Consider the following 14,854-nt stretch of genomic DNA (forward strand, 5'->3'; position numbering starts at 1 on the left):
GCGCGGCGCACGGCGGCGCGCGTTCGGCGGTCACGTCACCGATCGCGCGCCGCCTCCGGCGACACCGCGCCGCACGCGCGGATCACGAGCTGCACGACCTCTTCGGTCGTCTCGGAAAAAGCCTTTTGCGTGAGCGCACGCTTGCCGCTCAGCGCGCGGATCTGCGCATCGAAATCCGCATAGTGCTGGGTGGTCGCCCAGATCAGGTACATCAACGCGTGCGGATCGATCGGCGCGAGCAGGCCGCGCGCGATCCAGCCTTCGATCACCTTCACGCGCGTGTCGAACCACGGCTTCACGCGCTCCGACAGGATGTCCTGCATGTGCGCGGCGCCGTGGATGATCTCGTTCGCCCATACCTTCGAGCCGAGCGGGCGCCGTCGCGACAGATCCATCTTCGCGCGCACGTAGCTGGCGATCGCTTCGACCGGATCGTCGCCGGTCTCGAACGATCCGGCCGCGCGGTGCCAGTCTTCGAACAGGTCGTCGAGCACACGGCGGTACAGCGCAAGCTTCGTCGGGAAGTAGTAATGCAGGTTCGCCTTCGGCAGGCCCGCGCGCTCCGCGATCATCGCGGTGCTCGCGCCGTCGAGCCCGCGCTCCGCGAACACGGCTTCCGCGCAGGCCAGCAGATGCGCTTCGTTGGACTCGCGGATGTGTGCCTTGCGTCGCCGCAAAGGCGTGCCCGTTTCGTCGTCGCCGATGGTGTCGGCGGCCGCCTGGTCATGTCTCATCGTTGCCCTCGCGCGGCATGCATGCCGCGTTGGGCTTCATTCTAGCCGCTGGTTCGCATCGAACGCACGCGCGAACACATCGGTGCGCGCGCGGTGCTGCGATGCGGTGGCACGTTTCTCGCTCGATCGATTCACGCAAGAAAGACATTGCGCTGCGCATTTTGATCGTCTAAAACCTGTCCAATCGGACAGGATTCGACGAGCGGCGGAACGTAGTGCCAACCCTGACGCCGTTTGATCGGACGAATCGCGCGAACGATGCGCATCTGCACCTCGCAGGTGCGGGTTTGCCCCGACGGCTGCAATGCGCGCACCGGCATCGGCCGGGATGACGGCATGACCGACCCCACAGGAGCGATACGAATGGACACGGTATCGGAAACAGTGAAGCGGGCAGGATTCGACACGTCGATCAAGGTCGACGGCAGGCGGTTGTGGGACAGCCTGATGGAGGTCGCGAAGATCGGCGCGACGCCGAAAGGCGGCGTCTGCCGCCTCGCGCTGACCGATCTCGACAAGGCCGGCCGCGACCTGATCGTCGGCTGGGCGAAAGCCGCCGGCTGCGCGGTGACGGTCGATGCGATGGGCAACGTGTTCATGCGCCGCGCGGGCCGCGTGGCCGACGCGGCGCCGGTCGTCACCGGGTCGCACGCGGACTCGCAGCCGACGGGCGGCCGCTTCGACGGCATCTACGGCGTGCTCGGCGGTCTCGAAGTGATTCGCACGCTGAACGATCGCGGCATCGAGACCGAACACCCGGTCGAGGTCGTGATCTGGACCAACGAGGAAGGCTCGCGCTTCGCGCCGGCGATGGTGGCGTCGGGCGTGTTCGCCGGCGTGTTTACGCTCGAGTACGGGCTGTCGCGCAAGGACGTCGACGGCAAGACGATCGGCGAGGAACTCGCGCGCATCGGCTACGCGGGCGACGTGCCGTGCGGCGGCCGCAAGCTGCACGCGGCGTTCGAGCTGCATATCGAGCAGGGGCCGATTCTCGAGGCCGAGTGCAAGACGATCGGCGTCGTGACGGACGCGCAGGGGCAGCGCTGGTACGAGATCACGTTCACCGGCCAGGAAGCGCACGCGGGGCCGACGCCGATGCCACGCCGCCGCGACGCGCTGCTCGGGGCGTCGCGCGTGGTGGACCTCGTCAACCGGATCGGCCTCGATCACGCGCCGTTCGGCTGCGCGACGGTCGGGATGATGCAGGTTCACCCGAACTCGCGCAACGTGATTCCGGGCCGCGTGTTCTTCACCGTCGATTTCCGTCATCCGGACGACGCCGTGCTCGCGAAGATGGACGCCGCGCTGCGCGACGGCGTCGCGCGCATCGCGGGCGAGATCGGGCTCGAAACCGAGCTCGAGCAGATTTTCTACTACGAGCCGGTCGCGTTCGATCCGGCCTGCGTAGCGGCCGTGCGCGACGCGGCCGAGCGCTTCGGCTACTCGCATCGCGACATCGTGTCGGGTGCGGGGCACGACGCGTGCTACCTGGCGCAGGTGGCGCCGACGTCGATGGTGTTCGTACCCTGCGTCGACGGCATCAGCCACAACGAGATCGAGGACGCGACGCCTGCGTGGATCGAGGCCGGCGCGAACGTGCTGCTGCACGCGATGCTGTCGCGTGCCTGCGAGCCGGCTTCATGACGGACGGGATATAGCGCGGCCGGCAAGCTGCGCACTGCGTGATATTGGCATTCCAAAGCATGACCGCCCCGACTGTGCATTCGCAGCCGGCGGGGACGGCTTTGTCTCCACCCAGTCGAAGGAACGCGTATGACCACCCAGCCAACCGGCGATATCGCCGCGCATCGCCTGTCGTCCACGCAACTCTCGTGCGAATTCGCCGATATCGCGCCGCTGCTCGATCCGACAGCCGCCGCGGCCGCCGCCAGCCGCTGCCACTACTGCTACGACGCGCCGTGCGTGCAGGCCTGCCCGACGCAGATCGACATCCCGGGCTTCATCCGCAAGATCGGCAACGGCAACCTGAAGGGCGCCGCGACCGACATCCTGTCCGCGAATCCGCTCGGCGGGATGTGCGCACGCGTGTGCCCGACCGAGATCCTGTGCGAAGGCGCGTGCGTGCGCAATCACCAGGATGCGCAGCCGGTCGCGATCGGCGCGCTGCAGCGCCACGCGACCGACTGGGCGATGGCGAGCGGCGCGGTGCGCTTCACGCGTGCGCCCGATACGGGGCGGCACGTCGCGGTGGTCGGCGCGGGGCCGGCCGGGCTCGCGTGCGCGCACCGGCTCGCGCTCGCCGGGCATCGCGTCACGCTGTTCGATGCGCGACCGAAGGCGGGCGGCCTGAACGAATACGGGATCGCCGCGTACAAGACCGTCGACGATTTCGCGCAGCGCGAAGTCGAGTGGTTGCTGTCGGTCGGCGGCATCGCGCTGGAGACGGGCGTCGCGCTCGGCCGCGACGTGACGCTCGACGCGCTGCGCGAGCGGCACGACGCGGTGTTTCTCGCGATGGGCCTCGGCGGCGTGCGCACGCTCGCGATCGACGGCGAGCAATTGACCGGCGTGATGAACGCGGTCGACTTCATCGAGCAGGTGCGCCAGGCCGACCCGCTGGAGAACGTGCCGGTCGGGCGGCGCGTGGTCGTGATCGGCGGCGGCAATACGGCGATCGACGCGTCCGTGCAGAGCCGCAAGCTCGGCGCGCAGCGCGTGACGATGGTGTACCGGCGCGGCGTGGACGCGATGAGCGCGACCTGGGCCGAACGTGAGTTCGCGCAGAAGTGCGGCGTCACGCTCGTCACGCACGCAAAACCGGTGCGCATCGCGGGCGCGAACGGGCACGTGACGGGCGTCGAATTCGAGGCCGCGTCGGGTGAGCGCTTCACCGTCGATGCGGACATGGTGCTGAAGGCGATCGGCCAGACGCTGGTGCCGGACGGTGTCGCGGCCACGCTGCTGACCGAGGACGGGTCGCGCATCGCGGTCGACGCGGACGGGCGTACGGCCTTGCCCGACGTGTGGGCCGGCGGCGATTGCGCGGCGACGGGCGGCATCGACCTGACGGTGCAGGCCGTGCAGGACGGCAAGCGCGCGGCGGCCGCGATCGACGCGGCGCTCGCGCAGCGCGACGCCCGGGCCGCGTGAGCGCGCGATACGCACCTGCACCGCGGACCTCGCGCGCACCACGATAAACGCTCTCACCGACACGGAGCCGAACATGGCCGACCTTCGCTGCACCATCGCAGGCATCACTTCGCCGAATCCGTTCTGGCTGGCCTCCGCGCCGCCGACCGACAAGGCATACAACGTCAACCGCGCATTCGAGGCGGGCTGGGGCGGCGTCGTATGGAAGACGCTCGGGCTCGATCCGCACGTCGTCAACGTCAGCTCGCGCTACGGCGCGGTGCAGTGGAACGGCCAGCGGATCGCGGGGCTGAACAACATCGAGCTGATCACCGACCGGCCGCTCGACGTGAACCTGAAGGAGATCGCGCAGGTGAAGCGCGACTGGCCCGACCGCGCGCTGATCGTGTCGCTGATGGTGCCGTGCAACGAGCGCGACTGGAAATGGATCCTGCCGCTCGTCGAGGATACGGGCGCCGATGCGGTCGAGCTGAACTTCGGCTGCCCGCACGGGATGAGCGAGCGCGGGATGGGCGCGGCGGTCGGCCAGGTGCCGGAATACGTCGAGATGGTCACGCGCTGGGTCAAGGAAGGCACGAAGCTGCCGTGTCTCGTGAAGCTCACGCCGAACATCAGCGACATCCGGATGGGCTCGCGCGCCGCGTACAAGGGCGGCGCGGACGGCGTGTCGCTGATCAACACGATCAACTCGATCGTCGCGGTGGATCTCGACCAGATGGCGCCGATGCCGACCGTCGACGGCAAGGGCACGCACGGCGGCTATTGCGGCCCGGCGGTCAAGCCGATCGCGCTGAACATGGTCGCCGAGATCGCGCGCGACCCGGAGACGCCGAACCTGCCGATCTCCGGCATCGGCGGGATTTCGTCGTGGCGCGACGCGGCCGAGTTCATGGTGCTCGGCGCCGGTAGCGTGCAGGTGTGCACCGCCGCGATGCATTACGGATTCCGGATCGTGTCGGATCTCGTCGACGGGCTGTCGAACTGGATGGACGAGAAGGGCTACGCGACGCTCGACGACATACGCGGCCGCGCGGTACCGAACGTCACCGACTGGAAATACCTGAACCTGAAGTACGACATCAAGGCGCGCATCGACCAGGACCGCTGCATCCAGTGCGGGCTGTGCCATATCGCATGCGAGGACACGTCGCACCAGGCGATCACCGCCGTGAAGGACGGCGTGCGGCATTTCGAAGTGGTGGACGCGGCGTGCGTCGGGTGCAATCTTTGCATGCATGTGTGTCCGGTCGAGCAATGCATCACGATGGAGCGGGTCGATGCGGGCGACTACGCGAACTGGACCACGCATCCGAACAACCCGGCGCGGGCTGATGCGGGTGCGAGCCCGGCGGAACCCGCAAAACACGAGAAGCACGCGAAGGCGGCCTGACCGACGTCCGGCGGCGCGGTATCGCCCGCGCTGCCGCTTGTGTCCTGTTCTGCCGGCATCGCACGATGCCGGCGTCGACGTTTACGTGGAGCGCATTCGATGAAACCAGCAGCGATTCCCGCCGAACCCGACAGCGCCGCGGCGCCGGCCGGCAGCCTGTACAACGACGACCTCGCGCCGACGACGGCGGCGCAGCGCACGTGGCGCTGGTATCACTTCGCGGCGCTGTGGGTCGGGATGGTGATGAACATCGCGTCGTACATGCTCGCGGCCGGGCTGATCCAGGAAGGCATGTCGCCGTGGCAGGCGGTGCTGACGGTGCTGCTCGGCAACCTGATCGTGCTCGTGCCGATGCTGTTGATCGGTCATGCGGGCGCGAAGCACGGGATTCCGTACGCGGTGCTCGTGCGGGCGTCGTTCGGCACGCAGGGCGCGAAGCTGCCCGCGCTGTTGCGCGCGATCGTCGCGTGCGGCTGGTACGGCATCCAGACCTGGCTCGGCGGCAGCGCGATCTACACGCTGCTGAACATCCTGACCGGCAACGCGCTGCACGGCGCCGCGCTGCCGCTCGTCGGCATCTCGCTCGGGCAACTCGCGTGCTTCCTCGTGTTCTGGGCGCTGCAGCTGTACTTCATCCTGCACGGCACCGATTCGATCCGCTGGCTCGAAAGCTGGTCCGCGCCGATCAAGGTCGTGATGTGCGTCGCGCTCGTGTGGTGGGCGACGTCGCAGGCGGGCGGCGTCGGCTCGATGCTGTCGGCGCCGTCGCAGTTCGTCGCGGGCGGCAAGAAGGCCGGGCTGTTCTGGGCGACGTTCTGGCCGGGCCTGACCGCGATGGTCGGCTTCTGGGCGACGCTCGCGTTGAACATTCCCGACTTCACGCGCTTCGCGCATTCGCAGCGCGACCAGATGATCGGGCAGTCGATCGGGTTGCCGCTGCCGATGGCGCTGCTGTCGGTGGTGTCGGTCGTCGTGACGTCGGCCACCGTCGTGATCTACGGCAACGCGATCTGGGATCCGATCGACCTGACGAGCCGGATGACCGGCATCGGCGTGGGCATCGCGCTCGTGATCCTCACGCTCGACACGATGTGCTGCAACCTCGCGGCGAACCTCGTCGGCCCCGCATACGATTTCTCGAGCCTGTGGCCGAAGGCGATCTCGTATCGCGCCGGCGGCATGATCACCGCGACGATCGCGATCGTGATGATGCCGTGGAAGATCCTCGCGACGACGGACGGCTACATCTTCACCTGGCTCGTCGGCTATTCGGCGCTGCTCGGGCCGGTCGCGGGCATCCTGATGGTCGACTACTTCCTGATTCGCGGCACGCGGCTCGACACGCGCGCGCTGTTCGACGAGCGCGGCGACTTCAGCTATGCGCGCGGCTGGAACCCGGCCGCACTGGCGGCGCTCGCCATCGGCGTGCTGCCGAACCTGCCCGGCTTCCTGCACACCGCATTCCCGGCGTCGTTTCCGAACGTGCCGGCGTTCTTCAACACGCTTTACACGTATGCGTGGTTCGTCGGCCTCGTGCTGGCGTCCGGCGTGTACGGCACCTGGATGAAGTGGCGTGCGGCGCAGCGCGCGCAGATCGCGAACGCGTGAGGCGCGAACGCATGCGGCACCCGACAGTCAACGAGGAGGCAACGACATGGCAATCCTGATTCGCGGCGGCACCGTGGTCGATGCGGACCGCACTTATCGCGCGGACGTACTGTGTGCCGACCCGCAGGACGGCGGCACGATCCTGCAGATCGCCGAGACGATCGACGCGCCGGCCGGCGCGACGGTGGTCGACGCGCACGACCAGTACGTGATGCCGGGCGGCATCGATCCGCATACGCACATGGAACTGCCGTTCATGGGCACGACGGCGAGCGACGATTTCTATTCGGGTACGGCCGCGGGGCTGTCGGGCGGCACGACGAGCATCATCGACTTCGTGATCCCGAGCCCGAAGCAGCCGCTGATGGACGCGTTTCACGAATGGCGCGGCTGGGCCGAGAAGGCGGCGGCCGACTACGGCTTCCACGTGGCCGTCACGTGGTGGGACGAATCGGTGCACCGCGACATGGGCACGCTCGTGCGCGAGCACGGCGTGTCGAGCTTCAAGCACTTCATGGCGTACAAGAACGCGATCATGGCCGACGACGAGGTGCTCGTGAACAGCTTCTCGCGTTCGCTCGAACTCGGCGCGCTGCCGACCGTGCACGCGGAGAACGGCGAGCTCGTGTTCCAGTTGCAGAAGGCGCTGCTCGCGCGCGGGATGACGGGGCCGGAGGCGCATCCGCTGTCGCGCCCGCCGGAGGTCGAAGGCGAGGCCGCGAACCGTGCGATCCGCATCGCGCAGGTGCTCGGCGTGCCGGTGTATATCGTGCACGTGTCGTCGAAGGACGCGGTCGATGCGATCACGCGCGCGCGCAGCGAGGGGCTGCGCGTGTTCGGCGAGGTGCTGCCCGGCCATCTGGTGATCGACGAGGCCGTGTATCGCGACCCGGACTGGACGCGTGCGGCCGCGCACGTGATGAGCCCGCCGTTCCGCTCGGCCGCGCATCGCGAAGCGCTGTGGCGCGGGCTGCAGGCCGGGCAGCTGCATACGACGGCGACCGATCACTGCGTGTTCTGCGCGTCGCAGAAGGCGATGGGCCGCGAGGACTTCACGAAGATCCCGAACGGCTGCGGCGGCGTCGAGGACCGCATGTCGGTGCTGTGGCATCACGGCGTGAATCAAGGCCGCATCACGCCGAACGAGTTCGTGCGGATCACGTCGACGAACGCCGCGCAGATCTTCAACCTGTATCCGCGCAAGGGGGCGGTGCAGGTCGGCGCCGATGCCGACCTGGTCGTATGGGACCCGGCCGCGACGAAGACGATCTCGGTGAAGACCCATCACCAGCAGGTCGACTTCAACGTGTTCGAAGGGATGACGGTGCAGGGCGTCGCGACCCACACGCTCACGCGCGGCGCGCTCGCGTGGGCCGACGGCGAGCTGCGTGCCGTGCGCGGTGCGGGCCGTTACCTGAAGCGGCCGCCCGCGGCCGGCTACTACGAGGCCGCGCGCATCGCGAACCGGCTGCGCGAGCCGCATCCGGTCGAGCGCGCCGGCTGAACGCGCACGAAACCGGCTCGAGGCCGGTTCGCAACGGGTTCGAAACGGGCTCGAAACGGGCTCGAAACGGGCTCGAAACGGGCACGCGCGCTGCGCAGTCAGCGCGCGTCGCCCGTGTTTGCCTCGCGGATCGGAATCACGGTCCGCGCGCCGCACTGGCGCAGCAGGTCGCGCAGTTCGTTGATGACCGGAAACACCTCGTGGTTCCAGTCGGCGCCTTGCCGGTCGTGCGCTTCCTGCTCGCGCTCGACGATCCAGCGATCCTCGCGGAAGATCCGCTCGGTGAACCAGACCAGCAGCGGCCACGCGAGATCGAGCGCGAACGGAATGCCCGGCTTGTGGATCGACAGCAGTCCGAACGTGCGGTTGGTGCGCTGTTGCGCGTCGAGCGGCACGTAGACGATCCACAGGTCCATCACGAGCGTGCCTTCGCTCGAGCGGATCTGCAGCGTCTGGTACGGGTAGCCCGTGCGCACCGTCATCACGCTCTTGTCGGCCTGGTCGGTCGGTTTCTTGCTGGCGCCGAACACGAGCGCCTCGCCGACCGGCTGCTTGCCTTCCATGCGTGCGAACGTGTAGTCGACCTCGACCCAGTCGTCGCCGCGCCGGCGGCCGACGCTGCGTGCGCGCATCTGTCCCATCTGCTTGCGATGCAGGAACTGATGGTTCATGTCCATCAGGTTCTCGTGCATGAACGAGTAGTGGCACTTGACCTCGCGACCGAAGCGGCGCGTCTTGTACGCGGGATCGTCCGCCGATTCCAGCGCGGGGAACGGGCGTTCGTCCGCGAGCGTCGCGTCGCCGGGGAACACGAAGATCAGCCCGTGCGCCTCGCGGCACGGATACGCGCGCACGCCGTTGGGCAGGCGCTCGCGGCCGAGGTACGGCACGTCGACACAGCGGCCGCTGTCGCACGCGTAGGTCCAGCCGTGGTAGCAGCAGCGCAGCGTTTCGCCGCTCACGACGCCCGCATGCAGCGGCACCTGGCGGTGCGCGCAACGATCTTCGAGCGCGTAGACGGCGCCGGATTCGGTGCGCACGAGCACGATCGGATCGCCGGCGAAGCGCACGCCGAGCGTCTTGCCGCGCTTGAGTTCGCGCGACCACGCGAGCGGATACCAGTGATCGGGATGGATGGGCACGCGGCGCAGGTCGCGCACGACCGAGCCACTGGACGGTTCTTCGAGAGCACTGCTGTCAGACAAAGGCACTGCGCGCATGCGTGACGCCTCCTGGCTGGCTGGAGAGTTCCGAGCGCCGCGCGGTGCGCGGCGGGGGACTGATCTGGAGAAGTCTACGCGAAGTTTGCCCGCGAAGCTGACCCGATGCGGGTTTGCCCGGCCCGGACAGCATGCGTTTCGTTGATGCAGCGCAAACGCGGCCGGCGGCGCGGGCCGGCCGGGTCAGCGCGCACACCGGCCGCCGCGGCGCCGGCGGTCCCTCACAGGCCGGCGTCGCGCCACAGCACCGCGTCGGCGCGGTACAGCGCCGGAAAGCGCTGCTTCAGCCCGGCGACCTTCGGCAGGTCGTTGAACGCGATGTACGGCGCGTCGGGATGCAGCTCGAGGTAGTTCTGGTGATACGCCTCCGCCGGATAGAAGCCCTTGTACGGCTCGACGCGCGTGACGACGGGCGCCGGGAACGTGTGCGCGGTGCCCAGCTGCGCGATGTAGGCGGTCGCGACCGCGCGCTGCTGCGCGGTGGTCGGGAAGATCGCGGAGCGGTATTGCGGCCCTTCGTCGGGCCCCTGACGGTTGAGTTCGGTCGGGTCGTGCGCGACCGAGAAGAACACCTGCAGCAACCGGCCGTAGGTGACCTGCGTCGGGTCGTAGACGATGCGCACCGATTCCGCATGGCCCGTCAGCCCGCTGCCGACCAGCGCGTAGTGCGCGGTTTCGGAGGCGCCGCCCGCGTAGCCGGCCGTGACCTGCTTCACGCCCTTCACGTGCTCGAACACGCCCTGCACGCCCCAGAAGCAGCCGCCGGCGAGCACGGCCGTTTCCTCATGGGAGGCGCCCGGGGTTTCGTCGAGCGTCGGCGCGGGCACGGTGCGCATCGGTTCCGCGGAACTGACGACGCGCTGGTAGCCGAACACGGCGGCGGCCGCGATGGCGATCGCGCCGATGCGGCGCAGCATGGCCGCCCGCCGCCGCGGTGCGGAATCGCGAGTGGATGTCGGAATCATGAGTTGCTCCTTCGAAATGCGGGACGGAATGAGGTGGACGCGAGGTGGACGGGAGGCGGCGCGCGTGACGGCGTCCGCCGCTGCGTGCGCGTTCAGCCGAACGTAAACGCATAGGCATCGACGCCGGGATCGAGAAACTCGATCGAGAACGTGCGGTCGGCGATCGCGCCCGTCTGCCGGACGAGCTGGTACAGGCGCTGGCCGGTGACGGTGCCGTAGCCCTGCGCATCGACGTCCGTGCCGTGTGCCGCGCCGGGCGCCGCGCCGTCGAGCGTCACGCGAAAGCGCACCGGCCTGCCGTTCGCGCCCGGGCCGAGCACGAGGTGCAGGTCGCGCGCATGGAAGCGGTAGACGATCCGGCCGGCCGGCGCGGCGAGCGTCGCGCGCTCGGCGCCGACCTGCCAGGTGCCGGCGAGGCCCCAGTCGTTCAGGTCGGGGTGTGCGGGCGCGTCGTAACGGTGTGCCGCGTCGCGCACGACGCCGCCCGGCGACGTGAAGTCGTCCGCGCGCGCATAGCCGACGTAGGTTTCGGGCGAGCGGACGTCCGCGCTGTCGGCCGCCGCGAGCGCGCCCTTCGCGGGGGCGCCGGCGAGCCCGAGCGGCACGTTCAGCGCTTCCGGGTGGCCGGCTTCGGCGAGCAGCGACTGGATCGCGCGTTCCGACTGCGCGTATTCGCCTTCGCCGAAGTGGTGGTGGCGGATCCGCCCTTGCGCGTCGACGAAGTAGTGCGCGGGCCAGTATTCGTTGCCGAACGCGCGCCAGATCGCATAGCCGTTGTCGATCGCGACCGGGTAGTCGATGCCCAGGTCGTGCACGGCCTTCTTCACGTTGCCGATGTCGCGCTCGAACGCGAACTCCGGTGCGTGCACGCCGATCACGACGAGGCCGTACGGCGCGTACTTGCGCGCCCAGGCGGCCGTGTACGGCAGCGTGCGCAGGCAGTTGATGCACGAATATGTCCAGAAATCGACGAGCACGACCTTGCCGCGCAGGCCGGCCGCGCTCAGCGGCGGCGAATTCAGCCACTGCACGGCGCCGTCGAGCGACGGCAGCGTGCCTTCGACGGGCAGCGCGGCCGATGCCTGCGGCGCCGGCGTCGTGCCGGCGGTGCGCATCATCGCGGCGCCGGCCGCCGGTGCATCACCGGACGTCGCGGCCATCATCGCGCCGCCGGGCGCGGCACCGTTGCCGCTGGCGGTATCGCTGGTCGCGGACGTCGCCGCCGGCGCGCCATGCGAGCGGCCGCCGAGCCGGTCGACGAGCTTCGTCTCGAGGCCGCCCGTCGTGACGGTCGACAACTGCGCGAGCGCCCCCGTGTCGAGGCCGAGCGCGATCGCGCCGACGCCGGCCAGCAGCGCCGCGCCGATCCCGCGCTTGATCCATTCGCCGGCGCCGAGCGAGCGCTTCATCGCGGCGAACACCTTGCCGCCGATCACGAGCGCGACGCCGAGCGACGTCGCCGCGCCGGCCGCATACGCAACCAGCAGCAGCGTCGTGCCGACGCTCGCGCCGCGCAGCGCGGCGCCGGTCAGCACGAGCCCGAGGATCGGACCCGCGCACGGCGCCCACAGCAGGCCGGTTGCGACGCCGAGCAGCAGCGACGACGCGGGGCCGGCCGGGCGGCCGTCGCGCTGCGCGAACCCGGTGAGGCGGTTGCCGGCCGCGACGAGCGGGCGCGTCAGGTGCTCGGCGAAGCGCGGCAGCAGCAGCGTCAGGCCGAACACCGCGAGCAGCACGATGGCGAGCCAGCGGCCGGCCTGGTTGGCCTGCGCGACCCAGCCGCCGCCGACGGCGGCGAGCGTCGCGACGACGGCGAACGTGAGCGCCATGCCGATCAGCAGCGGCAGGCCGGTACGCACGAACGGCTGGTCGGCGCGCGCGAACACGAACGGCAGCACGGGCAGGATGCACGGGCTCAGGATCGTGAGCATGCCGCCGAGATAGGCGAGGACGATGAGCAGCATGGAGCGGTCTCCGGTCGTTCAGGAAGGCGGCGGCCCGTCAGGCGGCGGCCGGGTGGAAGGCGAGCGCGAGCCCGTTCATGCAGTAGCGCAGGCCGGTAGGCGGCGGGCCGTCGTCGAACACGTGGCCGAGATGGCCGCCGCAGCGGCGGCAGTGCACTTCGGTGCGCGACATCCCGTACGACGGATCGAGCGCGGTCGCGACCGCGTGGTCGAGCGGCTTCCAGAAGCTCGGCCAGCCGGTGTGGCTGTCGAACTTGGTGTCCGACGAGAACAGCGCGAGGTCGCAGCCGGCGCACGCGAACGTGCCGTGGCGGTGCTCGCCGTTCAGCGGGCTGCTGTACGGCGGCTCGGTACCGGCGTCGCGCAGCACCGTGTATTGGGCGGCCGTGAGGCGGCGGTGCCATTCGGCGTCGCTGCGGGTGATCTCGAACGGGGCGGCCGTCGGTCCGGCGGCGGGCGGCGCGGCGAACGCGCGGCCGACCAGCGCACGACGGGCCGTGGACGACAGCGCCGCGAGTGCCGCAAGGCCGGTCGCGCCGGCGAACAGCAGATGTCTGCGGGTGGGCATGATGGGCTCCTGGAAGCAGGTCCTGAAAACATGCGCACAGAGTAGGTGGCGGGCGGTGTCGAAGTCCTCACGGAAAGTTAAATGAATCGTGATGATTGTCCGGGTGTTCCGGCCGGGTCCGACGAAATCCGTCTTAGCCCCGTCGGACAAGGGTTTGTGGGGAATCGGTGGTCCGCCCGATTCCGCCGAAATCCCGCACGAGCCGCAACTTTTTAGTGTCTTTTTAGGCAGTATGACTTCGCGTGAGGTAGAGGGCTGGCCTGCGGTGGGGAAGCAAACGCGGGTTAGCATTGCTGCCAGAGCCGCACGGTGTGGACGGTGCCACACCCGGCACTTTCCCGCACGGAGGCCAGCATGGAACACGATAGCACGCTGTACGTCGGTCTGGATGTTCACAAGGACTCGATCACGGTCGCGTACGCGCTCGGCTCGAACGAGGTGGAACTGCTTGGCAGAATCGGGACGACGCAGACGGACATCGATCGGCTGTGCAAACGTCTGCAATCCAAAGCACACTGTATACGCGTCGTCTATGAAGCGGGCCCGTGCGGATATGGGCTCTACCGTCAGCTCGCGAAAAAGGGATTTGACTGCATGGTGTGCGCACCGTCACTGATTCCTCGAAAACCTGGCGAGCGCGTCAAGACCGACCGACGCGACGCAGTCAAGTTGGCGCGGTTGCTTCGTACCGGCGACCTGTCAGCAGTGTACGTGCCTACCATAGACGATGAAGCGTTTCGCGATCTGGCACGTGCGTGGGTGAGCGCCAAAGACGATATGAAGCGTGCGCGGCAACGGCTAAAGGCCTTCCTGCTGTCGCATGGCGTGCGCTATACGGGCCGGGCCGACTGGGGGCCTGCGCACCGGCGCTGGCTGAGCGCATTTTCGTTCGACAACCTTTGGCAGCAACTGGCGCTTGACGAGCTTCGACGCGCAATCGAGGACCGGCTCGCGCAGTGTGATCGGCTCGAGGTTGCGCTGCGCGAGGCGGTGGCCAACTGGCGTTTTTATCCTGCTGTACTGGGCTTACAGGCCATGCGCGGTGTGCAGTTCACCACGGCAGTGGGCATGCTCGCCGAATTGGGCGATCTTTCACGCTTCGCGCACCCGCGCCAGTTGATGGCCTGGCTTGGCGTTACTCCGTCAGAACATTCCTCCGGCAACAAACGTCGCCAGGGCAGCATCACCAAAACGGGTAACGGCTATGCAAGAAAGTTGTTAGTCGAGGCCGCCTGGAGCTACCGGCACCCGGCACGTGTGAGCCCCGAGATCCAGCGGCGACATGAGGGTCTTCCCAAGCCCATCATAGATCGCGCCTGGGACGCGCAGATACGACTGTGCCGGCGTTATCGCAAGCTCGTCGCTCACGGAAAGGAAAAGAACATCGCTGTGGTCGCGGTCGCCCGCGAGCTCGGTGGGTTCATCTGGGACATCAGCCGGTTGGCGATGTCGCTCGCCGTACCGCGCGAGGTGCACGTGGCGTAATGCAGCGCCTGAGTCCCCTTGACCTCACTTTAACCATTGGAGGAAGAGTTTCCTGAAGGCGGCGTAGCCCGGCACGCGAGTAACCCGCGAGAACACTACGCAACGGAGAACATCCGACTTGCGAATTTAGATGGCGGCAGGCTCGTTGGGCGGACCTCTGTAATGCGGTAATCAACCCGCGAATATCAGTGTGATCCACCGTCGAGTTTTACTGCTACGTCGCCCTCAGGAAATTCGTGTGACGTGTACTCGAGAAGCTGAAAACCGATCCCCATTGACACGCGAAGTCATATCAGTGTTCGCGC

At 68.5% G+C, this 14,854-nt stretch carries 12 protein-coding genes; 6 read left to right on the top strand and 6 right to left on the bottom strand.

The genetic code is table 11. The features are described 5' to 3' along the window. Positions 1 to 35 precede the first annotated feature (35 nt). Positions 36 to 734, bottom strand: a complete 699-nt coding sequence (locus tag U4Z31_RS32085; protein WP_321812457.1) for a TetR/AcrR family transcriptional regulator — start codon at positions 732 to 734, stop codon at positions 36 to 38. A gap of 131 nt (positions 735 to 865) precedes the next feature. Next, entirely contained in the window at positions 866 to 1,072 is a 207-nt protein-coding gene (locus U4Z31_RS32090) for a hypothetical protein (RefSeq protein ID WP_185640908.1), read from the bottom strand. Between the two features lie 25 nt (positions 1,073 to 1,097). Here U4Z31_RS32090 and U4Z31_RS32095 point away from each other — a divergent pair, with 25 nt between their 5' ends. From U4Z31_RS32095 to hydA, 5 genes are all read left to right on the top strand, one after another. After that, positions 1,098 to 2,378, top strand: a complete 1,281-nt coding sequence (locus U4Z31_RS32095; protein ID WP_321812458.1) for a Zn-dependent hydrolase — start codon at positions 1,098 to 1,100, stop codon at positions 2,376 to 2,378. 129 nt (positions 2,379 to 2,507) lie between these two features. Beyond that, on the top strand, positions 2,508 to 3,845 hold the full coding sequence (locus tag U4Z31_RS32100) for an NAD(P)-dependent oxidoreductase (RefSeq protein ID WP_321812459.1): 1,338 nt from the start codon (positions 2,508 to 2,510) through the stop codon (positions 3,843 to 3,845). A 73-nt stretch (positions 3,846 to 3,918) separates the two neighbouring features. Next, positions 3,919 to 5,235 (top strand): NAD-dependent dihydropyrimidine dehydrogenase subunit PreA, encoded by a 1,317-nt coding sequence (gene preA, locus U4Z31_RS32105; protein WP_124921618.1) that lies wholly within the window; start codon positions 3,919 to 3,921, stop codon positions 5,233 to 5,235. 99 nt (positions 5,236 to 5,334) lie between these two features. Beyond that, the gene (locus U4Z31_RS32110; protein ID WP_044847211.1) at positions 5,335 to 6,843 is read left to right on the top strand and encodes an NCS1 family nucleobase:cation symporter-1; all 1,509 of its coding nucleotides are present in this window, start codon (positions 5,335 to 5,337) and stop codon (positions 6,841 to 6,843) included. 46 nt (positions 6,844 to 6,889) lie between these two features. After that, positions 6,890 to 8,347, top strand: a complete 1,458-nt coding sequence (gene hydA / locus U4Z31_RS32115; RefSeq protein WP_257775808.1) for a dihydropyrimidinase — start codon at positions 6,890 to 6,892, stop codon at positions 8,345 to 8,347. 98 nt (positions 8,348 to 8,445) lie between these two features. On the opposite strand, the gene U4Z31_RS32120 is transcribed toward hydA, so the two are convergent. The 4 genes from U4Z31_RS32120 to msrB form a co-directional block, all read right to left on the bottom strand. Beyond that, positions 8,446 to 9,567, bottom strand: a complete 1,122-nt coding sequence (locus U4Z31_RS32120; protein WP_321804222.1) for an aromatic ring-hydroxylating dioxygenase subunit alpha — start codon at positions 9,565 to 9,567, stop codon at positions 8,446 to 8,448. 221 nt (positions 9,568 to 9,788) lie between these two features. Beyond that, entirely contained in the window at positions 9,789 to 10,532 is a 744-nt protein-coding gene (gene msrA, locus U4Z31_RS32125) for a peptide-methionine (S)-S-oxide reductase MsrA (protein WP_044847214.1), read from the bottom strand. 92 nt (positions 10,533 to 10,624) lie between these two features. Beyond that, a complete protein-coding gene (locus U4Z31_RS32130) occupies positions 10,625 to 12,496 on the bottom strand; it encodes a cytochrome c biogenesis protein DipZ (protein WP_321812460.1) in 1,872 nt (623 codons plus the stop codon). Positions 12,497 to 12,533: 37 nt separating this feature from the next. Beyond that, positions 12,534 to 13,064 (bottom strand): peptide-methionine (R)-S-oxide reductase MsrB, encoded by a 531-nt coding sequence (gene msrB / locus U4Z31_RS32135; RefSeq protein WP_321812461.1) that lies wholly within the window; start codon positions 13,062 to 13,064, stop codon positions 12,534 to 12,536. Between the two features lie 354 nt (positions 13,065 to 13,418). Between msrB and U4Z31_RS32140 the strand changes: the two genes are divergently transcribed. Further along, complete coding sequence (locus U4Z31_RS32140; RefSeq protein WP_321812462.1) at positions 13,419 to 14,549, top strand: IS110 family transposase; 1,131 nt, start codon at positions 13,419 to 13,421, stop codon at positions 14,547 to 14,549. Positions 14,550 to 14,854: the final 305 nt, after the last annotated feature.

This window comes from Burkholderia sp. BCC1985, from assembly GCF_905339915.1.
In the GTDB taxonomy this organism is placed as follows: Bacteria; Pseudomonadota; Gammaproteobacteria; order Burkholderiales; family Burkholderiaceae; genus Burkholderia.